This is a genomic window from Methylobacterium gossipiicola (assembly GCF_900113485.1).
Classification (GTDB): domain Bacteria; phylum Pseudomonadota; class Alphaproteobacteria; order Rhizobiales; family Beijerinckiaceae; genus Methylobacterium; species Methylobacterium gossipiicola.
Genome location: NZ_FOPM01000001.1, coordinates 99,353 through 125,761, shown reverse-complemented (window position 1 = coordinate 125,761; position 26,409 = coordinate 99,353). Strand labels below are relative to the sequence as shown.

25 protein-coding genes are annotated in these 26,409 nt (G+C 70.8%); 9 read left to right on the top strand and 16 right to left on the bottom strand.

All coding sequences use genetic code 11. The annotated features are described in order from the left end of the window. Window positions 1-47: 47 nt before the first annotated feature. From BM249_RS00555 to tsaD, 4 genes are read right to left on the bottom strand one after another with little or no spacing between them, the layout of a single operon-like run. On the bottom strand, window positions 48-512 hold the full coding sequence (locus BM249_RS00555; protein ID WP_091967741.1) for an opioid growth factor receptor-related protein: 465 nt from the start codon (window positions 510-512) through the stop codon (window positions 48-50). After that, window positions 509-1,516: an NAD(P)H-dependent glycerol-3-phosphate dehydrogenase gene (locus BM249_RS00550; protein WP_091967738.1), complete on the bottom strand. Its 1,008-nt coding sequence runs from the start codon at window positions 1,514-1,516 to the stop codon at window positions 509-511. The genes BM249_RS00555 and BM249_RS00550 overlap by 4 nt, the downstream gene beginning before the upstream one ends. Beyond that, entirely contained in the window at window positions 1,513-2,394 is an 882-nt protein-coding gene (locus tag BM249_RS00545) for a GNAT family N-acetyltransferase (protein ID WP_091967735.1), read from the bottom strand. Before BM249_RS00545 ends, BM249_RS00550 begins: the two co-directional genes overlap by 4 nt. After that, window positions 2,387-3,430 carry a tRNA (adenosine(37)-N6)-threonylcarbamoyltransferase complex transferase subunit TsaD gene (tsaD, locus tag BM249_RS00540; RefSeq protein ID WP_091967732.1) on the bottom strand — a complete coding sequence of 348 codons (1,044 nt, stop codon included), beginning with the start codon at window positions 3,428-3,430 and terminating at the stop codon, window positions 2,387-2,389. The genes BM249_RS00545 and tsaD overlap by 8 nt, the downstream gene beginning before the upstream one ends. 179 nt (window positions 3,431-3,609) lie before the next feature. Here tsaD and BM249_RS00535 point away from each other — a divergent pair, with 179 nt between their 5' ends. From BM249_RS00535 to BM249_RS00520, 4 genes are all read left to right on the top strand, one after another. After that, window positions 3,610-4,326 carry a uroporphyrinogen-III synthase gene (locus BM249_RS00535; RefSeq protein ID WP_091967729.1) on the top strand — a complete coding sequence of 239 codons (717 nt, stop codon included), beginning with the start codon at window positions 3,610-3,612 and terminating at the stop codon, window positions 4,324-4,326. A gap of 132 nt (window positions 4,327-4,458) precedes the next feature. Continuing rightward, window positions 4,459-6,543: a COG4223 family protein gene (locus tag BM249_RS00530; RefSeq protein WP_091967726.1), complete on the top strand. Its 2,085-nt coding sequence runs from the start codon at window positions 4,459-4,461 to the stop codon at window positions 6,541-6,543. Window positions 6,544-6,648: 105 nt separating this feature from the next. Then, window positions 6,649-8,199 (top strand): heme biosynthesis protein HemY, encoded by a 1,551-nt coding sequence (locus BM249_RS00525; RefSeq protein WP_091967723.1) that lies wholly within the window; start codon window positions 6,649-6,651, stop codon window positions 8,197-8,199. A 223-nt stretch (window positions 8,200-8,422) separates the two neighbouring features. Then, window positions 8,423-9,550 carry a DUF2336 domain-containing protein gene (locus BM249_RS00520; RefSeq protein WP_091967720.1) on the top strand — a complete coding sequence of 376 codons (1,128 nt, stop codon included), beginning with the start codon at window positions 8,423-8,425 and terminating at the stop codon, window positions 9,548-9,550. 27 nt (window positions 9,551-9,577) lie between these two features. Here BM249_RS00520 and BM249_RS00515 read toward each other — a convergent pair whose 3' ends face one another. From BM249_RS00515 to BM249_RS00505, 3 genes are all read right to left on the bottom strand, one after another. Beyond that, complete coding sequence (locus BM249_RS00515; protein WP_091967718.1) at window positions 9,578-9,919, bottom strand: DUF1491 family protein; 342 nt, start codon at window positions 9,917-9,919, stop codon at window positions 9,578-9,580. A 154-nt stretch (window positions 9,920-10,073) separates the two neighbouring features. Next, window positions 10,074-10,802: a peptidoglycan-binding domain-containing protein gene (locus tag BM249_RS00510; protein ID WP_091967715.1), complete on the bottom strand. Its 729-nt coding sequence runs from the start codon at window positions 10,800-10,802 to the stop codon at window positions 10,074-10,076. 150 nt (window positions 10,803-10,952) lie between these two features. Beyond that, window positions 10,953-12,881, bottom strand: a complete 1,929-nt coding sequence (locus tag BM249_RS00505) for a sensor histidine kinase (protein WP_091967712.1) — start codon at window positions 12,879-12,881, stop codon at window positions 10,953-10,955. Between the two features lie 369 nt (window positions 12,882-13,250). Here BM249_RS00505 and BM249_RS00500 point away from each other — a divergent pair, with 369 nt between their 5' ends. Then, window positions 13,251-13,571 carry a hypothetical protein gene (locus BM249_RS00500; RefSeq protein ID WP_091967709.1) on the top strand — a complete coding sequence of 107 codons (321 nt, stop codon included), beginning with the start codon at window positions 13,251-13,253 and terminating at the stop codon, window positions 13,569-13,571. A gap of 492 nt (window positions 13,572-14,063) precedes the next feature. Continuing rightward, on the top strand, window positions 14,064-15,608 hold the full coding sequence (locus tag BM249_RS00495; RefSeq protein WP_244528511.1) for a GGDEF domain-containing protein: 1,545 nt from the start codon (window positions 14,064-14,066) through the stop codon (window positions 15,606-15,608). 8 nt (window positions 15,609-15,616) lie between these two features. Here the strand turns inward: BM249_RS00495 and dgcA are convergent, their stop codons facing one another. Continuing rightward, complete coding sequence (gene dgcA / locus BM249_RS00490; RefSeq protein WP_091967705.1) at window positions 15,617-16,603, bottom strand: N-acetyl-D-Glu racemase DgcA; 987 nt, start codon at window positions 16,601-16,603, stop codon at window positions 15,617-15,619. Then, window positions 16,600-17,619 (bottom strand): N-acetyltransferase DgcN, encoded by a 1,020-nt coding sequence (dgcN, locus tag BM249_RS00485; RefSeq protein ID WP_091967703.1) that lies wholly within the window; start codon window positions 17,617-17,619, stop codon window positions 16,600-16,602. The genes dgcA and dgcN overlap by 4 nt, the downstream gene beginning before the upstream one ends. A 201-nt stretch (window positions 17,620-17,820) precedes the next feature. Between dgcN and maiA the strand changes: the two genes are divergently transcribed. From maiA to BM249_RS00470, 3 genes are all read left to right on the top strand, one after another. Further along, complete coding sequence (gene maiA / locus BM249_RS00480) at window positions 17,821-18,465, top strand: maleylacetoacetate isomerase (RefSeq protein WP_091967701.1); 645 nt, start codon at window positions 17,821-17,823, stop codon at window positions 18,463-18,465. A gap of 155 nt (window positions 18,466-18,620) precedes the next feature. Then, the gene (locus BM249_RS00475) at window positions 18,621-19,952 is read left to right on the top strand and encodes an NAD(P)/FAD-dependent oxidoreductase (protein ID WP_091968281.1); all 1,332 of its coding nucleotides are present in this window, start codon (window positions 18,621-18,623) and stop codon (window positions 19,950-19,952) included. Between the two features lie 169 nt (window positions 19,953-20,121). Next, entirely contained in the window at window positions 20,122-20,469 is a 348-nt protein-coding gene (locus tag BM249_RS00470) for a hypothetical protein (protein ID WP_091967700.1), read from the top strand. On the opposite strand, the gene thiL is transcribed toward BM249_RS00470, so the two are convergent. The 7 genes from thiL to glyA all read right to left on the bottom strand — a co-directional run bounded on the left by thiL (window position 20,428) and on the right by glyA (window position 26,278). Further along, on the bottom strand, window positions 20,428-21,423 hold the full coding sequence (gene thiL, locus BM249_RS00465) for a thiamine-phosphate kinase (RefSeq protein WP_091967698.1): 996 nt from the start codon (window positions 21,421-21,423) through the stop codon (window positions 20,428-20,430). The two genes, BM249_RS00470 and thiL, sit on opposite strands and share 42 nt — an antisense overlap. Continuing rightward, window positions 21,420-21,914 carry a transcription antitermination factor NusB gene (nusB, locus tag BM249_RS00460; protein WP_091967695.1) on the bottom strand — a complete coding sequence of 165 codons (495 nt, stop codon included), beginning with the start codon at window positions 21,912-21,914 and terminating at the stop codon, window positions 21,420-21,422. Before nusB ends, thiL begins: the two co-directional genes overlap by 4 nt. A 5-nt stretch (window positions 21,915-21,919) precedes the next feature. After that, window positions 21,920-22,426 carry a 6,7-dimethyl-8-ribityllumazine synthase gene (gene ribH / locus BM249_RS00455; RefSeq protein WP_091967693.1) on the bottom strand — a complete coding sequence of 169 codons (507 nt, stop codon included), beginning with the start codon at window positions 22,424-22,426 and terminating at the stop codon, window positions 21,920-21,922. A gap of 161 nt (window positions 22,427-22,587) precedes the next feature. Beyond that, on the bottom strand, window positions 22,588-23,232 hold the full coding sequence (locus BM249_RS00450; RefSeq protein ID WP_091967690.1) for a riboflavin synthase: 645 nt from the start codon (window positions 23,230-23,232) through the stop codon (window positions 22,588-22,590). Beyond that, a complete protein-coding gene (gene ribD, locus BM249_RS00445) occupies window positions 23,233-24,348 on the bottom strand; it encodes a bifunctional diaminohydroxyphosphoribosylaminopyrimidine deaminase/5-amino-6-(5-phosphoribosylamino)uracil reductase RibD (protein ID WP_244528510.1) in 1,116 nt (371 codons plus the stop codon). It abuts the gene before it with no gap. Next, entirely contained in the window at window positions 24,345-24,860 is a 516-nt protein-coding gene (gene nrdR, locus BM249_RS00440) for a transcriptional regulator NrdR (RefSeq protein ID WP_091967687.1), read from the bottom strand. Before nrdR ends, ribD begins: the two co-directional genes overlap by 4 nt. 113 nt (window positions 24,861-24,973) lie before the next feature. Further along, window positions 24,974-26,278 carry a serine hydroxymethyltransferase gene (gene glyA / locus BM249_RS00435; RefSeq protein ID WP_091967684.1) on the bottom strand — a complete coding sequence of 435 codons (1,305 nt, stop codon included), beginning with the start codon at window positions 26,276-26,278 and terminating at the stop codon, window positions 24,974-24,976. Window positions 26,279-26,409: the final 131 nt, after the last annotated feature.

Here is a 26,409-nt window from a genome sequence, read left to right as displayed (position 1 = left end):
GATCTCCGGGACGCGGCCGGTGGCTTATCATCGGGGAAGCGTGGCCGTCAGTCCCCCGCCAGGGCCTTTGCCCAATAGTCCAGGGTGTTCGCGTTCACCGGTCCGCCGGCCTCGGCATTGCGGTCGCGCACGAAGGCGTGGAAGGCCCGGGCCTCCTCCGGTCCGAGGAGATGTCTCAAAGCGTGGAGGATGCGGGTGATGCGCAGGTGGTTGTGGTCGTGGGCGCGCAACCAGCTCGTCGTCGTCGCGTAGAACCACATCATCCTGTCCCGCCCGGCAAGCAAACCGGCGCGGGCGACCGGGTCGGCCCGGATGGCCTCGGCCTCGGCGCGGGTCAGGACCGGGGCGCCCGCCACGGCCCGGCTCGCCTCACGGAGCGGAAAGCACCATTGGATGAAATCGTGCACGCCTTCGATCCGCGCCTCGTCGAAGGCGAGCACGTCGGAGAGCCGCCGCCCGGCTCCGTCGCGGCCGATGCCGGCCAAAAAGGCGTGGATCGGCCCCGCGGTCATTCGGCCTCCCCCCGCAGGGGCCGCGCCAGGAGCGCCGCGATGACGGTCTCGACGCTGGCCTCCCCGGCCACGATGGCGGCCACGGCCTCGGCCACGGGCATCTCGACGGAGCGGGCGCGGGCGAGGGCCACCAGGGCGGCGGCGGTGTGGGCGCCTTCCGCGAGCTTGCCGCCGGCGGCCTCCTCCGGCACTGCGCCGCCCCCCAGGGCGAGGCCGAAGGCGAAGTTGCGCGATTGCGGCGAGGACGCCGTGAGCACGAGGTCGCCGAGGCCCGACAGCCCCATGAGGGTCTCGGGCCGACCGCCATAGGCGCGGGCGAAGCGCATGAGTTCGGCGAAGGCCCGGGCGATGAGGGCGGCCCGGGCCGATTCGCCCAAACCCCGCCCGGCGACGATGCCCGACGCGATGGCCAGCACGTTCTTGCCCGCCCCGCCGACCTCGACGCCGCGCACGTCGTCGGTGTGGTAGACCCGCAGGGTCGGCCCCGAGAGGGTGGCGGCGAGGCGCGCGGCCAGGGTCGCATCGTCCGCCGCCAGGGTGACGGCGGTGGGCAGATTGCGGGCGACATCCGCCGCGAAGCTCGGGCCGGACAGCACCGCGATGGGCGTGCCGGGAAGGCACTCTGCGGCGACCGCGCTCATGAAGCTGTCGCTGCCCCGCTCGATGCCCTTGGCGCAGAGCACGACGGCGGCGCCCGGCGCGAACGCCCGCTTCAGGTCGGCGAGGACGCCCCGGACGGTCTGGGCCGGCACCACGAGGAGGATCGTTGCGGCCGCCCCGAGGGCATCGGCCTCGCCCGTCGCCGCGATGCGGCGGTGGAGCGGCACGCCGGGTAGGTAGCGGGCATTCTCGCGGGCTTCCTGCAGCCTCCGGGCCGCCTCACGATCGCGCAGCCATAGGGTGACGTCGTGCCCCGCCGCCGCCGCCGCGTTGGCCAGCGCCGTCCCCCAGGCGCCGCCACCGACGACGCCGACCCGTGCGTCCGAGGGATGAGTGGTGGTCACGCGTCAAGCCTTCCGGATTCGAACGATGCCGCCGTGAGACGGTACAGCAGATGGGTTCGCAAGGGATGCCCCGGCGGCAGGGCGGGATGCTCGAACCTGCCGTCCGCAATCATGCCGAGGCGTTCCATCACCCGGCGGGAGGGCGCGTTGTCCGCCGCCGTGAAGGCGACGACGACGGCGATTCCGCAGCGCCCGAACAGATCGTGCAGGGCGAGGCGGGCCGCACGGGTGGCGAGGCCCCGTCCCCAGGCCGGGCGGGCGAGGCGCCATTCCAACTCCACGGTTTCACCGGGGCGCTCGCCGCCGGGAAACGGCATCACCCGCATCACCCGGGCGCCGCCGACCAGGCCGACGCAGCCCTCGCCCGCCACCGTCACGGCCCAAGGGCCGAAACCATCGACCCGGAAGCGATGCGCGAAGCTGCGCGCCTCGGCCCTGCTCTCCTGCGCGTCGTGGGTCGAGGGAAAATAGCGCATCACGTCGCGATCGGCGCTCAAAGCCGCGAGGGCGGCCTCATCCTCCGCCTGCCACGGCCGGAGAACGAGGTCGCCGTCGCGCAGACCTTCCGGCGACGGGGCGACCGGCCCCGATCCCCGCAGCTTGCCGCGCAGGGCCAGGGATCGGCGGTTCAGCCAGCCCAAATCGGCCCGGCCCGCGAGCACCGCCTCGCCGAGCCCCATGGCGGCATCGAGCCCGTTCAGGGTCAGATTCGCCCAGGCCGGCGCCGGGACGCTCTCGCGCCAGGGGCCGCCGCAGGTGTTGTCGAGGAGGATGCGGGCAAAGCAATGGTCGCGGTGGACCGGCCAATCCGGTCGGGCAGCTTGCGGCAATCGGCGCTCCACGAGGTCGCGCCAGTGCTCCCGCGCGGCATCAGGCAACCGCTTTCGGCTCCGCGAAGGGCCAGCGGGCGCGGGCCGGGGCGGTGATGTCGTCGACGAGGCCGAGGCGCAGGCGCTCGATGCCGGCCCAGGCGATCATCGCGCCGTTATCGCCGCAGAGGGAGAGGGGTGGCGCCACGAAGGCGAGGCCCGCTTCGCCGGCCTGGGCGCTGAGCGCCCGCCGGATGGCACCGTTGGCGGCGACGCCCCCGGCGGCCACCAGGGCGGTGGGATGACCGGCGACCTCTGCGAAATCCCGCATGGCCACCCGCAAGCGATCCACGATGACATCGACCACCGCCGCCTGGAAGCTCGCGCAGAGATCGGCGACATCGACGCTCGACAGGGGCGCGAGCTTCTCCGCCTCGATCCGCAGGGCGGTCTTCAGGCCCGACAGGGAGAAGTTGGCCTCGCGCCGTCCCAGCATGGGGCGCGGCAGGGCGAACCGCTCGGGATCGCCGGTCTCGGCCAGGCGCTCGACTTCCGGGCCGCCGGGGTAGCCGAGGCCGAGGAGCTTGGCGACCTTGTCGAAAGCCTCGCCGATGGCGTCGTCGATGGTGGTGCCGAGCCGCACATAGTCCCCGACGCCCTTCACCGCCACGAGCTGGGTGTGGCCGCCGGACGCCAGGAGCAGCAGGTACGGGAAGCCGATCCCATCCGTGAGCCGGGCCGTGAGGGCATGGGCCTCGAGATGGTTCACGGCGATGAGGGGTTTGCGTGCCACCAGCGCCAGGGTCTTGGCGGTGACGAGGCCGATGAGCACGCCGCCGATGAGGCCAGGCCCGGCCGCGACCGCGATACCGTCGATGTCGGCCAGACGCAGGCCGGCCTGATCGAGGGAACGCTGGATCAACCGGTCCAGCACCTCGACATGGGCGCGGGCGGCGATCTCCGGCACCACGCCGCCATAGGCCGCGTGCTCGGCGATCTGGCTCAGGACCTCGTTGGAGAGGATGCGTCCACGCCCCCCCTCGCCGGGCGCGACCACGGCGGCGGCGGTCTCGTCACAGGTGGTTTCGATGCCGAGGACGTTCATGGGGCGACAACACTCATGCGCGGACGGGCATCCGGACCGAAGACAGGGTGAGGATGGAAGATCACTGCATCCGCCGTGTGAAGAAACCGCCAAGGCTTCCCCGGGCGGGTGAACGCGACCGGTGCATCCTAGCCGGCCCGGCGGTATCAGGGCAACGACGGGACACGGGATGGAACCGCATGCGGATCTGGGTGGCGCGGCCGGAGCCGGGGGCGACGCGGACGGGACAGCGCCTCAGCGCCCTCGGGCACGATCCCCTGGTGGCCCCGGTGCTCCAGATCCGTCCGACGGGAGCGGCCCTGCCCGAGGGGCGGTTCGCCGGCCTCCTGCTCACCAGCGCCAACGGCGTCGCGGCCCTGACGGAGGCCGACCGGATACGGTTCGCCAGCCTGCCGACCTTCGTGGTGGGAGGCCGCACGGCCGCCCTGGCGCGCCGCGCCGACTTGACGGACGTGCGCGAGGCCGGCGGCGATGCCGTCCGTCTCGCCGCCCTTGTCCGGGCGAGCCTGCCGGCGGGCAGCGCCCTCCTCCATGTCGCGGGCGCCGAGGGCAAAGCCGAACCGGCCCGCTCCCTCCGGGCGGCGGGATACGCCGTGACCCCCCTCGTCGCCTATGCGGCCGAGGCCGTTCCGGTCCTGCCCCCCACAGTGGCGACGGCCCTGGGAACGGAGCCCCCGACACTCGACGCCGTGTTGCATTATTCGAGGCGCAGCACCGCCACCGCCCTTCGTCTGGCGGGGGATGCGGACCGAAGCGGAGCTTTCGGCGCCCTCAAGCATTACTGCTTGTCTGACGACGTGGCCGCGCCCTTGGTGGAGGCGGGGCTGAGGCCCTATGTCGTGGCCGCGCGTCCCGACGAGGAGGCTCTTCTCGCAGGTTTGATGGCGGGAACCTGACGGAAGGGCCTCGCTCAGGCGCGGGCCGTGGTGCTAGGACGAATTCAACAAGCTGGGCTGCGATCGCCGAGACCCGAGGGTGCCAACCCGGTGCAGGCGACAACGGCAGCGTCCGGAAGGGAGCAACGAGCCGTGAAACCACCCAACAGCGACGCCAACCGGCCGGGCAACAATCCCGGACCGCGCGCGCCCGAGGCCGCGAAGCCGCCCGCCTCTCCCACGACGCCGACCGCGACGGGGCCGAAGACCGACGCGAGTCCGGGCAAGCCCGACCCCGCCGGGGGCAAGCCCGCAGGTCTTCCCGGTGAAGGCGCCAAGCCGGCGACCCCGGGGACGATCCAGCCGGGCGCCGCGAAGCCCGGGGATTCGGCCAAGGCCGCCGACACCCCGAAATCCGCCGAGGGTCTCAAACCCGGCGAGGCCCCCAAGGTGGTCGAGATCGGCAAGCCGTCCGACGCGAAGCCCGGCGCGGTGAATCCGGGTCAGCCCGGCAAGCAGCCCGATCCCGTCAAGGATGCGAAGGTCGAGCCGGGCAAACCCGACGCGATCAAGGACGCCCCCAAGGATAGCCCGAAGACCGCGACCTTCCCGGGCAGCGGCCCGACGCCGGCCAAGCCGGCCGGCGCGGTGACGGATGGTCCGATCATCGACCTGAAGGCCAAGCGCCTGCCCGATCCGCCTCCGGCCCAGAAAGCCGCCCCGATGGGCGCGGGTCCCACGCCGAACGCGGCGCCGAAACCGGGCGACGCGAAGGCTTCGGACGCGAAGACCTCTCCCCTTGGTTCGATGGGTGACTCGACCAAAGCCGCGAGCGGCACGACGCCCAAGATTTCTCCGACGCCGGCCGCCGCCCCCGCCGCGCGCGGTCCGGGCTTCGGCTCCGTCGCCACCGCCGGCCTCCTCGGCGGCGTCATCGGCGCCGGCCTGCTGTTCGGCATCGAACGCGCGGGCCTCCTGCCGCCGGGCGATGACGGCCGCCTCGCCGCCCTCGACCAGCGGATCGCGGCCCTCGCTCCCAAGGACGAGGTCGCGCGCCTCTCGCAGCGCGTCGCCGCCAACGAGACGGCCGTGAAGGCGGTGCCGGAGGCCGTCTCCACCGCCCGCGAGGCCCTGAAGAAGGCCAGTGCGGCGCCGGCCCCCACCGAGGGTGCCGCGCCACGGGACGCCACCGTACCGGCCGACCTCGTCGCCCGCCTCGACAGCCTCGACCAGCGGGTCTCGGCCCTGCAGGAGGAGCCGGGCCAGCAGGGCGGCGACGCCCGCATGGCGGTGGCGCCCACGAACACCGAGGTGACGGCCTTGGCCGACCGCCTCAAGGCCCTGGAAACCAAGGCCGCCGCCACCGGCAAGCCCGCTGAGCAACCCGACCTCGCGCCGAAGCTCGCGGCCCTCCAGACGGCCCTCGACGCCCGCGCGAAGGCCAATGCCGATGCGATCCAGGGCCTCGGTCAGAAGCTCACCGAGACCCAGCAGAGCCTCGACGCCAAGGTCCAGGCGGCCACCCAGGCGAGCCAGCAGGCGGCCGAGACCGCCAGGACGCAAGCCGCGGAAGCCGCCAAGGGCATCGAACGGCAGGTCGAAACCCAGATCCAGGCCCAGGGCGAGAAGATCGCGGGCCTCGACAAGGCGGTGTCGACCCGGGCCGAAACCGCCACCGTCCAGGCGGCCCTGCGGGTGGTGGCGGCGGACCGGATCGTCACGGCCCTGAACACTGGCGCGCCCTATGCCGACGCCCTGACGGCCCTGCGCAATTACGAGCCCGGCGACCCCGCGCGCCTCACGGCCCTGGCGGTCTTCGCCGATCGCGGCGCGCCGACGGCCCGCGCCCTCGCGGCGGAGTTCCGCACGGTGGCGGACAAGATCGCGGCGAGCCGCCGGGCCGCCCAGGTCCGGTCCGTGGCGGAAACCGGGGATTTCAGCCAGAAACTCCTGAGCATGGCCGAGTCCATCGTCCAGGTCCGCAAGGTCGATACCCCCGCGCCGTCCGGCCAGGGCGCGGCCCCCGCCGCCGATCCGCTGCCGAAGATCCAGGATGCCCTCGATCGAGGCGCGATCGGCGATGCCGCCCAGGCCTTCGCCGTCCTGCCGGAGACCATCCGTGCCGAGGCGGGCGACTTCGGCACCCGGCTGAAGTCCCGCGCGGCCGCAGGCGAGGCGGCCCAGGCCCTGCTGGCTGAGGCCTTCAAGGGGCTGCCGACGGCGAGCGCCCCCCGTTGAACGCCGCCCCACAAACGTTGCATCGACGGGAGCGCCGGTCGCTCCCATTCCCGGATTACGGCGCCGTCGGCATGACCGGCGACACGCCCAGGAGTTTCTGATCCCATGTGGCGCGCTCTCGCCTTCCTGGCTCTCCTCGCCGTCGCCGCCTACGGCGCGACGTGGATCGCCGACCACCCCGGTACCGTCACCATCGTGTGGAGCGGCTACGAGGTCGTCATCAGCCTTGCCATCGCGCTCATCGGTGTGCTCATCGCGGCCATCGTGGTGGGCTTCATTTGGGCCATCGTGCGTGGGTTCATCACCCTGCCCGAGACCCTGGTGCGCGGTTCGCGCGAGCGGCGTCGGGCCAAGGGCTACTCCGCCCTATCGCGCGGCATGGTCGCGGTGGGCTCCGGCGATCCCATGGCCGCCCGCCGCCACGCCAACGACGCCGAGCGCCTGCTCGGTTCCGAACCCCTCGCCCTGCTCCTGAAGGCGCAGGCCGCGCAGATCTCGGGCGACCGCGAGGCAGCCGAATCCGCCTTCCAGCGCATGGTCGACGATCCCGAGACCCGGGTGCTCGGCCTGCGCGGCCTGTTCGTCGAGGCCCGCCGCCGCGAGGACGACGTCTCCGCCCGTGCCTATGCCGCCGAGGCCGCCCGCCTCGCCCCGAGCGTCACCTGGGCCAACGAGGCCGTTCTCGAGGCGCAATGCGCGGATGGCGACTGGACCGGCGCCACGGAGACCGTGGAGCGCCGCGCCTCCCTCGGCCTCATCGAGAAGAGCGTCTCCCGGCGCCAGCGCGCTGTCCTGCTCACCGCCGCCGCCCAGGAGCGCGAGGCCGGCGAGCCGGAGGCCGCCACCGAGCGGGTGATGCGCGCCGTCAAGCTCGCCCCCGACCTCGTGCCGGCGGCGGTTCTGGCCGGGCGCCTCCTCGCCCGCCGGGGCGACCTGCGCCGGGCCGGCAAGGTGCTCGAAGCTGCCTGGCGCGCCGGACCGCATCCGGACGTGGCCAAGACCTACATCACCCTGCGCACGGGCGATTCCGTCCGCGACCGCCTCGCCAAGGCCGAGAATCTGGCGCGGATCTCGTCGTGGCATCCGGAAGCCCGTCTCGCCCTGGCGCAAACGGCCTACGACGCCCGCGACTTCGCCAAGGCCCGCGAGGTTCTGGCACCGCTCCTGAACGACCGCCCCTCCGTCCGCACCTGCCTCGCCATGGCCCGCCTGGAGGAGACCGAGCACGGCTCCGGCTCGGCCCGCGCCCGCGAGTGGCTCGCCCGCGCCGCCCACGCCCCGCGCGATCCCTTGTGGATCGCCGACGGCATCGCCTCCGAGACCTGGGCGCCGATCTCGCCCGTCACCGGCCGTCTCGACGCCTTCGTTTGGAAGGCGCCGACGGAGGTTCTGGCCGGTCCCTCCGAGGCCGCCCCGGAGGACACCAAGGCACCGGACGCCCCTGCGGTTCTGCCCCTCGATACGGCGAAGTCGGGCATCCCCGCCGCCAATCACGGGGCGAAACCCCAGGCGAACGGCGCAGCCTCCGTGGTCCCGAGCGCGATTCCCGCCACCCCGATGCCGGCCGGAACGGCGAGCCCTGTGGTGCTGCCCCTGCCCAAATCTGTGGACAAGACCGCCGAGGCGGGCAGCGGAAAAGTCCGTCCGCTCCACTGAGCGCGGTCACACCATGCGTCGTCTCCCCGGGTCCGGCACGGATACCGGGGAGCGCGACGCCCAGGGCGGGCGGACATTTCCTCCGCCCGCCCCCCGGCTTGGGCCGCGCCTGTGATTTGCGGGGATGGCGCAAGCTGAGACGGACGGCCTTCGGAGGGTTAAAGCCTGATTCACGCAAACTCGCTAAGTCTTTTGATAGCGAGTTCTGCGTAATCGAAGTGCCATGCACCCATCTGTCGACGATGCGCCGGACCTTTCCGGCCTGATCGAGTTGTCGCGCCTCGACACCCTCGATCTTAAACCCGTGATCCTGCGGGTGCAGACGGACCTGTTTTTGTCGGCTCCGTTCCGCGACCGAAAGACCGTCGAGGCTTTCGAGGCGCTGGCGGGTGGGCTCATCCCCATCGTCGACGAGGAAACGGCCGAGATCGTCGCCCACAAGCTCGCGGGATTCGCCGAAACGCCTCCCGGCCTGCTGGCGGCGCTGGCCGCGCGCGGCGGCAAGATTCGCGATGTCGTCGTGGCCCAGGCTCCCCGTCTCACGCCCTCCATCATCGAAGCGGCCCTGGCCGACGGGGCCGATCTCGGCGCCGCCCTCGCCGGACGGGCCGACCTCAACCGGGCCACCGCCAATGCCCTGGCGGCGCGCGATGTGCCCGAGGTCGACATGGCGCTGGCGCACAACACCCGCATCACGTTCAGCGCCGAAGCCCTCACGCGTCTCGTCGGCCGTGGCCGCCGCTCGGCCGAACTCGGTCGAGCACTCCTCGCCCGCACCGATCTGGCGCCCGCCGACCTATCCCCCCTGTTCCTCCTCGCCGACGAGGACCATCGCGACGCCATCGCCGAGGCCGTGGCGGGGACGGCGAACCTGCGCCCCTGCCCGGCCCCGCCCCGCGAAGCCGGCGCGGTCCTGATGGGCTTCTCCGGACGCGGCGACGTCGCCGGCTTCATCGGTGCGCTCGCCGAGATGCTCGGCCTGCGCCGGGACTTCCTCGCGACGACACCGGACCCCCATGTCCGCTACGATCTCCTCACCCTCGCCCTGCGCGCCGCCGGGCTGCACGAGGAGGAAGCCGTCTACGTCTTCCTCACCCTGAACGAGGCCGTGGCGCGTTCCGTCGACCGGGTGTTCACGTTGGTCAAGCTGTTCCGCAAGGTCGAGCGCCCGGCCGCCCGAGACCTCCTCGGCGCCATCCTGGGCACCGCCCTCCCCGACCGCGCGGGCGATCCACGGGCGCACCAGCCCTACAACGCGCCGGATGCCGCCCGGCCTCGCGTCTCGCCAAGCGCCGTCGAGCGGGCCCCGGCGCGCCCCGCTCTTCCGGGCCGCGCGCGGCAGACGTCCTGAGCGCGACGATCTCGGGGCGCTTTCGCCCTACTCGGCGAGATCGAGGAGATGGCGACCCGCGCGGTCGTCGATCTCGATGATCCAGAGGTCGTCGTCGAAGCGCAATTCCTTGCCGAGGCGGATCTCGACGTCGGGCGGCTCCGCCGCCTGCATCAGGGCGACGAAGCGGCGGTCCGAATCGGATTCCGCATCGACGAGGGATTGCGGCGCCGGTCCGTAGAGGTCGGCCCGTCCGTCGAGGCGATCGACCTTGACGAAGATCGCGCCCGCCTCCGCCGCGCCGCGCCGTCGCTGCACGGCCGCGATCCCCTCGACGCCGAGGCGGCGCAAATGTGCCGAGACCCAGAAATCCGAACGCAAGCGTGCCATCGGCCGGCTATAGCCGACTTTTCAGACGAACGCCGTTCGATTCCACGGCATGACGGATGTCGCTTGTCCGCAAGCGCCGGATAAGCTTCGCGGGACAGTCGTCCCTTCCATCGAGCCGACACCGTATCGGCCGAGGGAGATGCCGTGAATTCCGTCACCCCGGCGCGTTGGCGGCGCGGGCGGCGAGTTCGCGCAAGGTCCGCCCCGTGGGCTCGCCCTTCACCGGAAGCTTGCGGTCGCGCTCGAACCGCTCGATGGCCGCGCGGGTGCCCGTGCCGAGGATGCCGTCGGCCTTGAGGGGGCCGTAACCGAGTTTAACCAGGGCACGCTGGGCTTTCGCCACGGCCGGATCGGATTTCGGCGTCACCGACGAGGTGGTCTCGCCCGCGCGGGCGATTTCGCCGAGGGTGTCCCGCGAGATCGGACGTGGCGTCGGCTGGATCAGGGCGATCCGGGGCGTGTCGGCCTTCGCGGCCTCCGGCTTCGGCACCTCGACCCTGGCGATCTCGGTCTTCGCCGCGTCGGTCTTGATCGGGTCCGTTTTCGCCGCCTCGACCTTCGGCGCCTCGACGCGGCGGGGGCTCGGCTTCTCGGCCGTCTGGCGTGGCGGAAGCTTCGGAAAAATCGGCGCCGGATGACGGCCGGCCTGATAGCCCAGGGCATTGAGGGAGATGAAGGCGGCGGCGCCCACCACCACGACGAAGCCGGCCACGTCGCCAGGCCGGTTCATCAAGAGGCGCCCGGCCCAACCACCGATGGCGCCGAGATCGGCGAGCCAGCCCCGGGGGTGCTCGTCGGCGGCGGCACGCTGGCGCCGGGTGGCGGCATCCGCCCGGGGGCCACGCGGCTGGGGCGGAACGATGATCTCGCGCTGATCGCGCATGGCGGCTTCCTCAGGACGGTTGCACGGGCGACGCCATCGGCCGCGTCGCCCCGCGGCGACGGAACGATGAGACGCGCCGGCTCGCCCCCTCCTTGCGGAAGGGGCGAGCCGGGGGAGCGGCGACGGGCCGCCGAAGTTCAGGGCACGGGCTCATCCGGCCCGCCGCAGGGGCGAGACCGCGCCGGGCACGTAGCTTTCGCGGACGGGCTCGGGCGACGCGTCGAACAGGCCGATGGGTCGCCGGCTCGTCGCGACCGACCGGTCGGCCACGGTGCCGGGCGCCCGCGATGCCGTGCGGATGGGCGCCGGGCCGGCGAGGTTCGCCTCCGCGCGGCACTCCGCCGGCAGGGTGACGATGACGCTGGTGCCCTGCCCCGGCACGCTCTCGATGGCGATGGCCCCGCCATGCAGGCCGACGAGCCCCTGCACCACCGACAAGCCGAGCCCGGTCCCCTCATGCGAGCGATGCGTGTCGCTCTGCGCCTGGAAGAAGGGGTCTCCGACCCGGGGCAGGTCGGCGGCGGCGATACCGATGCCCGTATCGCTGACGATGAGATCGAGCTGCGTGCCGACCCGTCGCACGGCGATCTCCACGCGGCCCCCGGGCGGCGTGAACTTCACGGCGTTCGACAGCAGATTGATCATCATCTGCCGGCAGGCGCGCAGGTCGGCCGTGATCGGGATCGGCCCCGCATCCATGGCGCGGACGAGGACGACTTTCGCCTTCTCGGCCCGAAGCTGCATGAGATCGCAGCAGGTCCGCACCAGGGCGTCGAGGTCGAAGGTCTCCGGCGCGTAGTCGAAATGCCCGCTCTGGATGCGCGACATGTCGAGGAGGGTGTTGACCACGTCGAGGAGGTGCTTGCCCGAATCACCGATGATGCCGGCGTATTCCCGGCTGCGCTCCGGCGCGATGGTCATGGCGCCCTCACCCGCCAGCACTTCGGAAAAGCCGATGATGGCGTTGAGCGGCGTGCGCAGCTCGTGGCTCACGGTGGCGAGGAAACGGCTCTTCACCTCGTCGGCGCGCTCGGCCTCGGCGCGGGCGCGCTCCAACTCCTCGGCGTGGCGATGATGCTCCGAGACGTCGCGGGTGACGGCCACGACGCTCGACCCGGCATCGGACAGGCCCGTGCGGGCGCCGTCGATGCGGTGGGCGCGCATCTCGGCGAAGATCATGCGCGGTGCGCCCTCGGCCCGCACGGCGGCGGCATCGAGTTGGAGGCGGAACTGGACGGTGGCGGGCTGGCCGTGAGCAGCGACATCGCTGAGGGTCTGCAGCAGGGCCGGCCGATCGCCGATATGGACGCGGTCGAGCAGCCCATGGCCGCGCAGGCGGCTCGCCTCGGCGCCGACGAACCGGGCCGACGACGCGCTGGCCTCGATGACCCGGCCGTTGCGGTCGTGCCAGGTCACGAGGTCGTCGATGGCCGATAGAAGCGTCCGGTCGCGCAATTCGTTGTCGCGCAGCTTGGCCAGCCACCGACCCTCATGGCGGAAATGCTCGATGGCCTGGGCGGCGATATGGCCGATGGCCGTGATGGCGAAGACCGGCATGGCGAGGCTGCGCGACCAGTCCATCATGATCCCGCTACCCCCGAGGGGCGGCAGGAAGGCGACGGCGAGGGCCCCGGCGGCGGCGATGAGGGCGGCGGCCAGGGTCGCCCGGCGCGATCCCGAGACCACGGCTTCGAGGGGAATCGCCACGAGCCAGATGGCGGCGGCGGAGTTTGCCCCGCCGGTCAGCATGGCGAGGCACACCACGAGGCCGGTGAGGCCCACCGACGAGATGGCGTGGGCGACCCACAGGACACCCGTGCGCGACAGGAGGACGGCGGCGAAGACCGGCAGAAGCAGGCTCGCGATGGCCAGCGATTCCACGCCGCTCGGCACGCCGCGCAGGAGCCAGTAGGGCGGCAGGGCCAGCATCATCACGAGGCCGGTGGCGAGCCGCGAGACGAGGAAACGTTCGTGGCGAAACCGCACGGCGGCATCGTCCGCGACCGATTCGTGAACGAGGCCCGCCAGGCGGGCATCGATGAGGGAAACCAGGGCACCGTAGATACGCAACACCGACACGCACAGCGCGGATGGAGCCCGACATGGCCCGTCCGACGCCCCTTGGCTCGACTAGAACTCGACTGTTCGAACCGTCGCAGACCGGACTTAAGCGAGTGTTGCGGCTGTGGGGCGGCCTGTTTGCGTATGCTTTCCGGAAGGTAACCACATTTGCGCAGAGGGCTGCATCTTGGATCGGTGCAACCGGACGATTGGATCTCGTGCCGGTGCCGAGGCATAAAACAGGTGGGTCAGCACCGGAACGGCGCCGATAAATCACCATTCACCATTGTGGAGAGTCGTTCCGCCAGGATCATGTCCGCTTTACCGTTCGCGTGCGTTGCTGACGATCACCCCCCTGGCCCTTCGGGGACGGACCCGGACCGATCCATGCTGTTTCCCCTTCGCGCCGCCCTGGTGATCGGCGGTCTCACCTACCTCGCCATCCTGAAAGACAGGCCGGACGACGCCCCCGCCCAGCCGGCGGCGTCGCTGCGGGCCGCCGCCCAGCAGGTCTCGCCCCTCCAGGCACTGCCCGTCCAAAGTCTCACAGCGGCCTGGGACGCCATGGCGCCGGAGGTCCGCGAGCGGATCGCCCGCGAAGGCGCCGACGTGTTCGCCCGTCACCTCGTGTCCCAGCCCGCCGTCTCCGGCGATACCCTGGACGAGGCGGACCGGCGCCCCGCCTGGCGCGGCGTCGTCGCCCGATAGGGAAACGACAGCGACATCGACCTCTGAGCACCGAACCGGGGGCATCGACTCCACGACCCCGCCTGGGTGTTCCACAACGAGGTCGCGCGCGACATCGAGCAACGACACTCCGGATCACCCCAGGCGAACCGAAACGCACCGGAAGCGGCCCGCGCGCCCCATGGTTCGTGGTCCCTTGCGACATGGGCCTCGCCGACGTCGTGGCCTGATCTTCACCCTTCGCTTCGTCGTAAGCGACCGATGGCACTCGTGTCCCGTCCACTCGTCGAGGGCTTCGAACCCGTACCCCCGGGAAGGCACTCGTCGCGGAGTCCGGTGCGCCGGTCGAATTCGACAATAGCCCGCCGGAACCGACGCATTACGAGCTTGTATCCGCATTTGAATACAAACGTTTGTTATTGAGGCGCTGCTAAAAAAATGGATGCCCGCCTCAGTGTTAATTTGTCCGTGATGATTTTAGATTAGCAACACGGCTGAGATCCGAGGTGTTGCGTGCAGACTGGTCAACACGCCCTGATGCGAACCCTCCGCTCGGCGAAGACCTGGATCGTCCTGGGTATCCTGGCGCCGATCGGCATGCTGCTCGTCTCGGCCCTCATGCTCCTCGACCTGCGGCGCGACGCCTGGACCAAGGCGGAATTGAACGCCAGCAACCTGCTTCAACTCCTCGACCGCGACATCGCGCGCAATGTCGAGATCATCGATCTCACACTCCAGGGCCTCATCGAGAGCCTCGCGCAGCCCGGCGTCGCGCAGATGAATCCCGAACTTCGGCAAACGCTCCTCTTCGATCGGGCCACCTCCGCGCGTGACATGGGAGCGATCGTGGTCTTCGACGAGCATGGGAGCAGCGTCATCGAGAGCGGCGCGCTGCCGCCCCGTCAAATTCCCGGGATCGCGGAGCGCCATTATTTCAAGGCGCATCGGGACCAGGCAAACCTCGGCCTGCATATCAGCCGGCCCATCGTCACGATCCTCACCGGGACGTCAGCACTCATCCTGAGCCGGCGGGTCGATAAACCGGATGGTTCGTTCGGCGGTGTCGCCGTCGCCAGTCTTCGGCTCAGCTATTTCAGTCGTTTGTTCCGGGATATCGGCCTCGGGCATCTCGGCCTGATCAACCTCTACCAAGCGGATGGAACGCGCGTCATGCGCTATCCTTACGACGATTCCCTGATCGGTAAGAGTTCCGCCGAGACGCCCAACTTTCAGCGGTTCCTCCGGGACGGGAAGGGCACGTTCGTCAGTCCGACCTTCAGCGACGGGATCGTGCGGCACCATACCTTCGGGCGCGTCGGCGAGTTGCCCTTCATCCTGAGCATCGCCCTGTCGGCGGACGCGGTCGAAGCGGAATGGCGCGAGAAGGCCCTGGTCATCAGCTCCATCGTGCTCGTGCTGTGCGGCCTCACCGTCGGGCTGTCGTTGCTGTTCGGGCGAGAGTTGCAGCGACGCTCCGAGGCTCAAGCGACGCTGGCGCGCCTCTCCGACACGGATGCCCTCACGGGCCTGTCGAACCGACGCCGGTTCGAGACGGCGTTCGATGAAGCCTGGAAGGTCGCCGTCGAGACGGGGGAAATCCTGTCGCTGCTCGTGGTCGATGCCGATCACTTCAAGCGCTTCAACGATCGCTACGGCCATGCCGTCGGCGACGCGGTGCTGGTTGGCCTCGGACTGCGCCTCGCGGCAAGCGTCCATCGATCGGAGGACGTGGTGTTCCGCGTTGGCGGAGAGGAGTTCGTCCTGCTCCTCAGGGACACGGATCAGGCGGGTGCCCTGCACGTCGCGCAGCGAATCCACGCGGAGGTGGCCAAGCTCACCGTGGCCTCGGCCTCCCTGCCGGCGGGCTCCGTGACGGTGAGCATCGGCCTCGCGAGCGCCACGGCCGCTTCGGACGAGGCCGGCACGGCGAGCGACCTCTACCGGCGCGCCGACGGCGCCCTCTACGAAGCCAAGGCCGGGGGCCGCAACCAGACCCGATGCGCCCTCGAACCGGTGCGCCGGCGCTCCGCCACGACGGACTTCGCGGTGGTTTCGTAGGTCGCCGCCTATCCCCACAGGTCCGGGGTCGGCGGGTGCACGGTGCTGCCCGCGAACACCAGGGCGGGATCGCGGTCGCGGGCGAGGAGCAGCGGACCGTCGAGGTCGACATAGTCGGCCTGGGACGCGAGCAGCATGGCCGGCGCCATAGCCAGGGAGGTCCCGACCATGCAGCCGATCATCAACGAAAATCCGCGCGCGCGCGCCTCCCGCGCCAGCATCACCGCTTCCGTGAGCCCGCCGGCCTTGTCGAGCTTGATGTTGATGGCGTCGTAGCGCCGGGCCAGGGCATCGAGGCCGGCACGGTCGTGCAGGCTCTCGTCGGCGCAGATCGGGATCGGTCGGGCGATGGTGGCGAGGAGATCGTCCTCACCGGCCGGAAGGGGCTGCTCGATGAGTTCGACGCCCGCCGCGACGCAGGCCGCGAGATTGGCCTCCAGGGTCTCGGGCCGCCACGCCTCGTTGGCATCGACGATGAGACGGGCCTCGGGCGCGCCGCGTCGCACGGCGGCGATGCGCTCCGGATCACCCGCGCCCCCGAGCTTGACCTTGAGCAGAGGACGGGCGGCGGCCTTCCGGGCGGCGGCCTCCATGCCGTCCGGATCGCCGAGGCTCAGGGTGTAGGCGGTCACGGCGGCCCGGGGGGCTTCGAGCCCGGCGATCTCCCAGGCCGGACGGCCGAGGCGCTTCGCCTCGAGGTCGAACAGGGCGCAGTCGAGGGCGTTGCGGGCCGCCCCCGGCGTCATGAGGGTGAGGAGATCGGCGCGCGTGGCGCCGTCCGCCACGGCATCCCCCTGTTCGAGGATGTGCTCGCACACGCTCTCCACGGTCTCGCCGTAGCGGGCATAGGGCACGCATTCGCCACGCCCGATCGAACCGTCCGCCTGGCGAACGGTTGCCACCACCACGACGGCCTCCGTGCGGCTGCCGCGCGCGATGGTGAAGGCCCCCGCGATGGGGAAGCGTTCGATGGCGGCTTCGAGAATCCGGGTCATGCGGCAGCCTTCGGGAACTCGGCCACGAGGCGATCGACGATGGCGTCGACGCCGAAGCGCACCGGGTCCGTGGCCGGTAGGCCGTGCTCGTGCGCGAGATCGGCCAGGAGCGCGCGGGCGGCCCCCTCCTCCAGGCTCTGGGTGTTGACCGCGATCCCAACCGGCCGGATGTCGGGATTGGTCAGGCGCCCGAGCTGCACCGTGAGGTCGATCACCTGCCGAATGGTCGGCAACGGGTGCTGAACGCCCCGCATGGTGGTGCGGCTCGGCTCGTGGCAGACCACGAAGGCATCGGCCTGGGCGCCGTGCAGCAGGCCGAGGCTGACCCCGGCGAAGGACGGGTGGAACAGCGAGCCCTGGCCTTCCAAAAGGTCCCAATGATCGGGATCGGCCGCGGGCGCGATCCACTCGACGGCGCCGGAAATGAAATCGGCCACCACGGCGTCGATGGCGACGCCGCGCCCGGAGATGAACACCCCGGTCTGCCCCGTGGCCCGGAAATCGGCGTCGAGGCCGCGCTCGCGCATCCCACGCTCCAGGGCGAGCACGGTGTATTTCTTGCCCACCGAGCAGTCGGTGCCGACACTGAGCAGGCGCTTGCCGGGGCGCTTCGTGCCCTTGCCGGTGGCGAAGGTCTCGTGGGTGTGGCGCACGTCGTGGAGCTGGCGCCCGTTGGCCTTCGCCGCCGCCGCGATCTCCGGCACGGCGCCGAGCCGCGCATGCAGACCGCTGGCGATGTCGAGGCCGGCATTGAGCGCCGCGACGATCTCCGAAACCCAATGCCCGGGCAGGATGCCGCCCGCGTTCGCGACGCCGATGACCAGGGTGCGGCAGCCCTTCGCCATCGCTTCGTCCAGGGTCAGATCGGGAATGCCGAGATCGGCGGCGCAGCCGGGGAGGCGCATCTGGCCGACGCACCATTCGGGCCGCCAGTCCTTGATGCCATAGGCGGTCTTGGCCGCCAGGGTGTCGGGCACATCGCCGAGAAACATGAGATAGGGTGTTTCGATCTGCATGTCCGTCCCTCCATCGGGCATCGAGCCCGGGATTGCGCCACCACGTCGCTATGCGCGAGGAATCGGGTCCTGCCAATTCCGCACACCGACAAGCAGGATCACCGTCACGGCGTCGGTTTCAAGACAGGGACGACACGGGCGGGGCTTGCGGCGGGCGCGGATGTCGGGTGTGGTCGGCCGCGCAACGGAGACCTCGGCCACGTGAAGATGTACGGCAACTGGCGCTCGGCCGCCGCGTTCCGGGTGCGGATCGCCCTCAACCTCAAGGGCATTCCGTGCGAGGAGACGTTCATCGACCTCGATGCGGGCGACCAGTTCAAGCCCGACTTCCTCGCCATCAATCCGCAGGGCGCCGTGCCGGCCTTCTTCGACGGCGACGGACCGCCCCTCACCCAATCCCTCGCGATCCTCGACTACCTCGAGGATGTGCACCCCGCCGTGCCGCTGCTGCCGGCCGATCCTCGCGCACGGGCGAGGGCCCGGTCACTGGCCCAGGTGGTGGCCTGCGATACCCATCCGCTCTACGTGCCACGGGTCCGCAATTACCTCATGCAGACCTACGGTCTCCCGAAGGAGGCGATGATGGAGTTCGTGCGCCACTGGTTCGAGACCGGTCTCAGAACCCTCGAGACCCGCCTCGTCGATGAGCCCGGCACCGGGCGCTACGCGCAAGGGGATGCGTTAAGCCACGCCGATCTCTGCCTGGTCAGCCTCTGGGTCGGCACCGGGATCTTCGGCGTCGAGACGGCGCCCTACCCGACGGTTCGGCGCATCGCAGAAGATTGCCTGACGCAGGACGCGTTCGCGCGCGCCCATCCCCTGCGCCAACCCGGTGCCCCGACCTGAGCGGGCGTGGACAATTTTGTTGACCCGGACGGGGCCGACCACAAAATAAAGACGTTCCAAGGTAAGGCGGAACGGACGGGCCCGCCGCGGCCTTCGCGATGGTGCCTCCTCCGGCACCCGCCCCTTCCAACGACGAGACGCAGGACGACAAGCGCATGGTACCGGGCGAATCCGTGGACAACCTGCACCGCATCGTGGTCGTCGGCGGCGGTGCCGCCGGCCTGCAACTGGCGACGAAGCTCGGCGATTCGCTGGGCAAGTCCGGCAAGGCCCACGTCACCCTCGTCGACCGGGCGCGCACGCATATCTGGAAGCCGCTGCTCCACGAGGTCGCGGCCGGCAGCCTCGATGTCGGCCACCACGCCGTGGATTACCTCCACCACGCCCACCGCCACCATTTCCGCTACCGCATCGGCGAGATGACCGGCCTCGACCGGCAGGCGCGGACGATTCAGCTCGCCGCGAGCCACGATGCCGAGGGGCGCGAGGTCACGCCCGTGCGCTCCATCGGATATGACACCCTGGTGCTGGCGGTGGGCTCGACCACCAACGATTTCGGTACACCGGGGGTGAAGGAGAACGCCATCGCCCTCGACACCCAGGATCAGGCGATCCGCTTCCACCAGCGCCTCATCAACGGCATGCTGCGAGCCCACACCCAGGTTGGCCCCGTGCGGCCGGGCCAGCTCCACGTCACGGTGATCGGCGCGGGCGCCACGGGCACGGAACTCACGGCCGAACTCCACCGCACCACCCGCGATGTCGCCTCCACGGGTCTCGACCGGATCGACCCCGACAAGGACCTCAAGATCACCCTGGTGGAAGCGGCCTCGCGCATCCTGCCGGCGGTGCCCGAGCGCATGTCGCAGGACGTGATGCGCCTGCTGAACAAGATCGGCGTCGAAGTCCGCACCAACGCCCGCGTCACGGAAGTGCGACCCGATGGGGTTCAGCTCGCCGATGGCGGCTTCATCCCCTCCGAACTCGTCGTCTGGGCCGCCGGCGTGAAGGCGCCGCCGTTCCTCCAGGGCATCGGCGGTCTCGAGACCACGCGCAACAACCAGCTCGTGGTGACGCCGACCCTGCAGACCACCCGCGATCCGGACATCTTCGCCATCGGCGACAACGCCTATCTGGTCGAGCCGGGTTCGGAGACGCCGATCCCGCCCCGTGCCCAGGCGGCGCACCAGCAGGCGAGCTACCTCATCAAGGCGATTCCGCTCAAGATGGCGGGCAAGCCGTTGAAGCCGTTCAAGTACCGCGATTTCGGCTCCCTGGTATCCCTCGGCGAATACTCCACCGTCGGCAGCCTGATGGGATTCGTGCGCGGCAAGAACATGTTCATCGCCGGCCTGTTCGCCCGGATGATGTACCGCTCGCTCTACAAGATGCACGAGCAGGCCCTGCACGGCACGGTGAAGACCGCGCTTGATGCCTTCGCGCGCGCCCTGACCCGCCGCACGGAGTCGCGGGTGAAACTGCACTGAGGTCGGGACTCGCCGAGTATCGGCAGCGATTCGCAAACCACGACGCTTGTGACATGGACCGCGACGGACGTCCTCTTCTGTAAGGAGAGGAAGCCCGCGCCAACCGCAATGTCCTGGCACGGAGCCCCGGCGGCCTCTCCTGAACGGCTCAGCGCTCACGGAACACATCATGATCGACATCATCCAGGCCCTGCAGCAGCGCAATCCGACGCTCGGACCCTACGTCCTCGTGCTGCGGGCGGATTCGCGCGCCCGCGATGCCGCCGACCCGACCCGTCTCACGCCTGAGGCCGAGGCCTGGATCGCCGAGAAGACGCCCGGCGCCAAGTTCTCCCAGGAAACCGTGCTGCTGGCACCCTACCCCGGCGGGATGCCGGCCGAACGTCAGGTCGCCGTGATGGCCTTCGCCGATGCGCGCCATCTCGCGGCCTTCGCCACCCACTGGACGGCCGATCCCGAGCCCGAGAATGAAGCGTCAGAAGTGGCTGAAGGAGCCGACCCCGAAGCTCTGTCGTAGGCCGTCCGCCGAGACGAAGACCGGCGGCCCCTCGCCGCCCGTCACCATCCCGATGGGCTGGAGCGGCAGGCCGAGGGCCAGGGCTTCCGCGCGGCAGGCGGCGAGGGCTTCCGGCGGAACGGCGCAGAGGATCTCGTAATCGTCGCCGCCGGTGAGGACCGTCTCCATGAGGTCGGGCCGTAGACCCAGGGCACGGGCGGCAGCGGGCGACAGGGGGATGTCGGCGACACGCACCTCGGCGGAGCGCCCCTCTCCCTTCAGCATCTTGGCGAGATCGCCGGCGAGGCCGTCCGAGATGTCCATGGCGGCCCGGGCGTGCCGCCGGAGCAGCGGCGCCAAGCCGAGCCGGGGCCGTGGATGCCGGTAGCGGTCGATGAGGGCGGCCCGCTCTTGCGCGCCGAGGGAATCCGCCCAATCCGCCGGCGGCGAACGGCGCAGGGCCAGCCCGAGGGCGGCGTCGCCGATGCTGCCGCTGACGCAGAGCACATCACCGATGCGAGCCGTCATCCGCCGCACCAGGGTACCGGTGGGAACCTCGCCGAGCGCCGTGACCCCGAGACTCAGGGGGCCGGCGGCCCGCACGGTGTCGCCCCCGAGGAGTTCGCCCCCGAACTCCGCTAGCCCGTCGCCGAGACCGGCCGCGAAGGCGGCGAGCCAGCATTCCGTCCAGTCGTCGGGCAGCGCCAGGGTGAGGAGGATGCCGCGCGGGATCGCGCCCTTGGCGGCGAGATCCGAGAAATTCACCCCCAGCGCCTTGCGGGCGATGGCGGCCGGCGGGTCGTCGGGGAAGAAGTGCACCCCGGCCACGATGGCATCGGTGGTCAGGACGAGGTCGCAACCGGGGCTCGGCGTCAGGGTGGCGGCGTCGTCGCGCATCCCGTCGGCACCGGGGCCGGCGAGCGGCGCGAAGTAGCGCGCGATGAGGCCGTCCTCGGTGGGACGGTCGGAGCTCACGCCCGGCCCGAGCCCGGCAGGCCCGAACCCGGAAGACCCGCGAATTCCTGGCCCCGGACCTCGCGCGCCACCTTGTCGAGCACGGCGTTGACCATGCCGGGTTCGTCGCCGGCATAGAAGCTGTGGGCGACGTCGACGTATTCGGAAATCGCGGCCTTCGCGGGCACGTCCCGGCGATGCATGAGTTCGTAGGCGCCCGCCCGCAGGATGGCGCGCAGCACCGCCTCGATGCGCTTCAGGGGCCAGCCCTGCGCCAGGGCGGCGTCGAGCTTCGGGTCGATGGCCCGCTGCTCGTCGACGACGCCGCGCAGGAGATCGCGGAAGAACGCGGTCTCGGCCGGCGGATGCTCGATCCCGTCGATGGTCTGGCCGATCCAGAAGGTCTCGAATTCGGCCACCGCCTCGATGACGCCCTTGCCGGCGATCTCCATCTCGTAGAGGGCCTGCACCACGGCGAGACGGGCGCCGCTGCGCTCGATGATCTTGGCCATGGCGCTCAATCCTCTCCGACGGGGGCGGCGGAGGCGGCGCGCTTCAGGGCGAGCACCGCCAGAGCCGCCTCGGCGGCGCCGCCACCCTTGTTCATCTCGGAGACGCGGGCGCGGGCGAAGGCCTGAGCCTCGGTCTCCACCGTCAAGATGCCGTTGCCGAGCGGCAGCAGGCCGGCGACGGACAGATCCATCAGGGCGCGGGCGCTCTCGCCGGCGACGATATCGTAATGTCCCGTCTCGCCCCGGATGACGCAGCCCAGCGCCACGGCGGCGTCGTAGGGCTGACCGGCGCGGGCGGCGGCCTCGGTCAGGATCGCGATGGCGGCGGGAATCTCCAGGGCGCCCGGCACGGTCACCACCGTCGTCTCCGCCTCGGCGGCGTCGAGGGCCGCCCGCGCGCCGGCCAGGAGCTCATCGGCCAGTTCCTCGTAGTAGCGCGCTTCGACCACGAGGACGCGCGCCCCCTTCACGATGGCGGGCGAGGGACGGGAAGCGGGTGGGGTCGAAACCATTCTGGGGCCTTCTAAGATGCGGCGATGTGGGTTTTCCGCCCGTGCGCCGCCCTGGACCGGCCGGGCGGTCGCGGCTCACGCCGCGCCCGGATCGGTCCGATCGGAAGGGGCGAGCGATAGACCGAAGGCGCAGGACGGACAAGTCGGCGGGAGAGGGCGGCTCAGCGCGCCAACGCCGCCTGAGCCTGTGTGAGGCGGGCGGCATAGCGGGCGATGAGATCGACCTCGAGGTTGAGGGCGTCGCCCGCGCGGCGCTGCCCCCAGGTCGTCACCGCCAGGGTATGGGGAATGAGGAGCACGGAGAACAGGTCGTCCGCCACGCTGTTCACCGTGAGCGACGTGCCGTCGAGGCAGACGGACCCCTTCTGGGCGATGAAGGCCGTGAGGTCTTTCGGAGCCCGGAGGGTGAAGCGGTCGCTCGGCGCCCATTGCGGATCGCCCTCCCCGCCGGTGACGGGATCGCGGGCGACGATCTCCGCCCGCCCGTCGACATGTCCCGTGACGAGGTGGCCACCGAGTTCGTCGCCGATCTTGAGGGAGCGTTCGAGGTTGACCCGCGTGCCCTGCCCCCACGTGCCCACGGTGGTGAGCGCCAGGGTCTCGGCGGCGGCGTCGACATCGAAGATACAGCCGCCCGCGACGGGCTCCACCGCGACGGCCGTGAGGCAGGGGCCGGAGCAGGCGATGGAGGCGCCCAGCGCGATGGTGGCGGGATCGTAGGCGGAGCGGATGCGGATGCGGCGCAGGCGGTCGTCGCCCTGCACGCCCACGACCTGTCCGACATCCGTGACGAGACCGGTGAACATCTAGACGCTCCGCTCATACGTGACCGCGCGGTCGGGGCCATAGTCGCGCGTCTCGACGGGTTTGAGATGGCCCCGCGACAGGCTGGCGTCGAGGTATGGGCCGATGGCCGGCAGGCCGCTGCTGCCAAGGGGGGCGGGGCCGGTGATGACGGTGCAGAGATCCACGAGATCCGCCTGCGCCAGGGCATCGGCGAGGCGGGGGCCGCCCTCGCAGCAGATGCGGGTGAGCCCGCGCTCGCCCAGGGCCGCCAGGGCGGCGGAAAGATCGATCCGGCCGGTGGAATCGGCGGCCACGGACAGCACCTCGACGCCGAACGAGGCGAGCATTCGTTTCGGGTGAGCGGGCGCGTTGCGGGTGGTGATCACCAGGGTGGGAATGTCGCAGGCCCCCCGTACGAGGTGGGTAGAGGGCTGAAGACGCAGGTTCGAATCGAGGACGATCCGCAGGGGAGAACGCGCCGACAGGCCGGGCAACCGCACGGTGAGGGATGGGTCGTCGGCCCGGGCTGTGCCGATCCCGACCAGGATGGCGTCGGCATGGGCCCGCCAGAGATGCACGGCGCCGTCCGCGATGGGGCCGGTGATGCGCAAGCGCTGATCGGGTGCCCCGGCGGCGAAGCCGTCGGGCGTGCGGGCGAGCTTCAGGTGCAGGCTCGGGCGCCCCCGCGTGACCCGCGTGACGTGGCCGAGGTTGTCGCGGGCGGCGTCCTCGCGCGCCACATCGGTCTCGACGGCGATCCCGGCCTCGCGCAGGCGGGCATGGCCGCGCCCGGCGACGCGGGGGTCCGGGTCCTCCAGGGCGGTGACGACGCGGGCGATTCCGGCCGCCACGATGGCGTCGGAGCAGGGCGGCGTACGACCGTGATGCGAGCACGGTTCCAGGGTCACATAAAGGGTGGCGCCGCGGGCGGCTTCGCCCGCCATGGCGAGGGCCTGCGGCTCGGCATGGGGTCGCCCCCCGATCGCGGTCACCCCCTGGCCGACGATGCAGCCATCTTTCACCACCACGGCCCCGACGGACGGGTTGGGCCAGGTTCGCCCGAGGTTGCGGGCGCCGAGCGCCAGGGCGAGGCGCATGAAGCGGGCATCGGTGTCGCTCATGTCGGTGTCGCTCATGGGCGCGACCGGGGCTTGGCGCGCAGGGGCGTCACGGTGTCGTCCGTCTCCGGCGGCGGCTCGGGCGGGGCTTCGCCGAGGGTGCCGAGCAGGGCCTTGAAGTCGCTGGCCTCGCGGAAATTTTTGTAGACGGAAGCGAAGCGCACGTAGGCGACGTCGTCGAGCCCCTTGAGCCCCTCCATCACCAATTCGCCGATGGCTTCGCTGGCGATCTCGGCCTCGCCGCTGCTCTCGAGCTGTCGGGTGATGCCGCTGACGAGGCGTTCGATCCGCTCCGGATCGACGGCGCGCTTGCGCAGGGCCACACCGATGGAGCGCTGAAGCTTGTCGCGGTCGAACGGCACGCGCTTGCCCGAGCGCTTGAGCACGGTGAGTTCGCGCAGCTGCACCCGCTCGAAGGTGGTGAAGCGCCCGCCGCAATCCGGGCAGACGCGGCGGCGCCGGATGGCGTCGTCGGTGGGGCGCGAGTCCTTCACCTGGGTGTCGGGACCGCTGCAATAGGGACAGCGCATCGGGCGGCCACCTGTGGGATCGAGACGTGAAAACGGCCACGGACCTGAACGATCCGTGGCCGTTTGCTTAGCGTGTTGCGGTGCACGCGTTAAGCGCGAACACCGCAGGCAACTCATGCGTAGATCGGGAACCGGTCCGTGAGGGCGTGGACCTTCTGCTTCACGGCGGCCTCGACCTCCGGATCACCCGCCTCGCCCTTCGCCACGAGGGCGTCGAGCACTTCCACGATCAGGCCGCCGATCTGCTTGAACTCGGCGACGCCGAAGCCGCGCGAGGTGCCGGCCGGGGTGCCGAGGCGGATGCCCGACGTGATGGTGGGCTTCTGCGGATCGAACGGCACGCCGTTCTTGTTGCAGGTGATGTCGGCGCGGCCGAGGGCGGCTTCCGCCGCCTTGCCGGTCAGGCCCTTCTTCTGCAGATCGACGAGCATCAGGTGGTTGTCGGTGCCGCCCGACGTGATGTCGTAGCCACCCGAGATCAGGGTGTCGGCGAGCGCCTTGGCGTTCTCGATGACCTGACGGGCGTAGATCTTGAACTCGGGCTTGAGGGCCTCACCGAATGCCACGGCCTTGCCGGCGATGACGTGCATGAGCGGGCCGCCCTGGAGACCGGGGAAGATCGCCGAGTTGAACTTCTTGGCCAGAGCCTCGTCGTTCGTCAGGATCATGCCGCCGCGCGGACCGCGCAGGGTCTTGTGGGTGGTGGTGGTGGCGACATGCGCGTGCGGGAATGGCGACGGGTGCACACCGGCGGCGACGAGGCCGGCGAAGTGGGCCATGTCGACGAAGAAGTAGGCGCCGACGGCATCGGCGATCTCACGGAACTTCGCGAAGTCCCAGTGACGGGGATAGCCGGAGCCGCCCGCGATGATGACCTTCGGCTTGTGCTCGTGGGCGAGGCGCTCGACCTGCTCCATATCGATGCGCTGATCGTCGCGGCGCACGGTGTAGGAGACGGGCTTGAACCACTTGCCCGAGACGTTCGGGGGGGCGCCGTGGGTGAGGTGGCCGCCGGCCGCGAGGTCGAGACCGAGGAAGGTGTCGCCCGGCTGCATGAGGGCCATGAACACGCCCTGGTTCGCCTGGGAGCCGGAATTCGGCTGCACGTTGGCGAAGCCGCAATCGAACAGGCGCTTGGCGCGCTCGATGGCGAGGTTCTCAGCGATGTCGACGAACTGACAGCCGCCGTAATAGCGACGACCCGGGTAACCCTCGGCGTACTTGTTGGTCAGGACCGAGCCCTGGGCTTCCAGAACGGCCTTGGAGACGATGTTCTCGGAGGCGATGAGCTCGATCTCGTGCTGCTGACGCCCGAGTTCCTGGCCGACGGCGGCCGCCACTTCCGGATCGACGTCGGCGAGCGACGCGCTGAAGAACGAATTGGAGAAGTGCTTGTCGGCAGCAGTACCGGCGCTCATGGAAAGCCTCGATTGTTGAACGGGCGAAGGCGTCCGTTCTCCGCTGGCGTTAGGGCGGACGGACGCTCGATGGGCATTTTATTACACGGGCGGCGGAACGAGTCCAAGGCACACGAATTTGGTGTGCCGTT

What these genes read in the sequence shown, in the direction of transcription:
- BM249_RS00555 (WP_091967741.1), bottom strand. Translation starts at nt 512, where the DNA reads ATGACCGCGGGGCCGATCCACGCCTTTTTGGCCGGCATCGGCCGCGAC.
- tsaD (WP_091967732.1), bottom strand. Translation starts at nt 3,430, where the DNA reads ATGAACGTCCTCGGCATCGAAACCACCTGTGACGAGACCGCCGCCGCC.
- BM249_RS00535 (WP_091967729.1), top strand. Translation starts at nt 3,610, where the DNA reads ATGCGGATCTGGGTGGCGCGGCCGGAGCCGGGGGCGACGCGGACGGGA.
- BM249_RS00525 (WP_091967723.1), top strand. Translation starts at nt 6,649, where the DNA reads ATGTGGCGCGCTCTCGCCTTCCTGGCTCTCCTCGCCGTCGCCGCCTAC.
- BM249_RS00520 (WP_091967720.1), top strand. Translation starts at nt 8,423, where the DNA reads ATGCACCCATCTGTCGACGATGCGCCGGACCTTTCCGGCCTGATCGAG.
- BM249_RS00515 (WP_091967718.1), bottom strand. Translation starts at nt 9,919, where the DNA reads ATGGCACGCTTGCGTTCGGATTTCTGGGTCTCGGCACATTTGCGCCGC.
- BM249_RS00510 (WP_091967715.1), bottom strand. Translation starts at nt 10,802, where the DNA reads ATGCGCGATCAGCGCGAGATCATCGTTCCGCCCCAGCCGCGTGGCCCC.
- BM249_RS00500 (WP_091967709.1), top strand. Translation starts at nt 13,251, where the DNA reads ATGCTGTTTCCCCTTCGCGCCGCCCTGGTGATCGGCGGTCTCACCTAC.
- dgcA (WP_091967705.1), bottom strand. Translation starts at nt 16,603, where the DNA reads ATGACCCGGATTCTCGAAGCCGCCATCGAACGCTTCCCCATCGCGGGG.
- dgcN (WP_091967703.1), bottom strand. Translation starts at nt 17,619, where the DNA reads ATGCAGATCGAAACACCCTATCTCATGTTTCTCGGCGATGTGCCCGAC.
- BM249_RS00475 (WP_091968281.1), top strand. Translation starts at nt 18,621, where the DNA reads ATGGTACCGGGCGAATCCGTGGACAACCTGCACCGCATCGTGGTCGTC.
- BM249_RS00470 (WP_091967700.1), top strand. Translation starts at nt 20,122, where the DNA reads ATGATCGACATCATCCAGGCCCTGCAGCAGCGCAATCCGACGCTCGGA.
- nusB (WP_091967695.1), bottom strand. Translation starts at nt 21,914, where the DNA reads ATGGCCAAGATCATCGAGCGCAGCGGCGCCCGTCTCGCCGTGGTGCAG.
- ribH (WP_091967693.1), bottom strand. Translation starts at nt 22,426, where the DNA reads ATGGTTTCGACCCCACCCGCTTCCCGTCCCTCGCCCGCCATCGTGAAG.
- BM249_RS00450 (WP_091967690.1), bottom strand. Translation starts at nt 23,232, where the DNA reads ATGTTCACCGGTCTCGTCACGGATGTCGGACAGGTCGTGGGCGTGCAG.
- ribD (WP_244528510.1), bottom strand. Translation starts at nt 24,348, where the DNA reads ATGAGCGACACCGACATGAGCGACACCGATGCCCGCTTCATGCGCCTC.
- nrdR (WP_091967687.1), bottom strand. Translation starts at nt 24,860, where the DNA reads ATGCGCTGTCCCTATTGCAGCGGTCCCGACACCCAGGTGAAGGACTCG.
- glyA (WP_091967684.1), bottom strand. Translation starts at nt 26,278, where the DNA reads ATGAGCGCCGGTACTGCTGCCGACAAGCACTTCTCCAATTCGTTCTTC.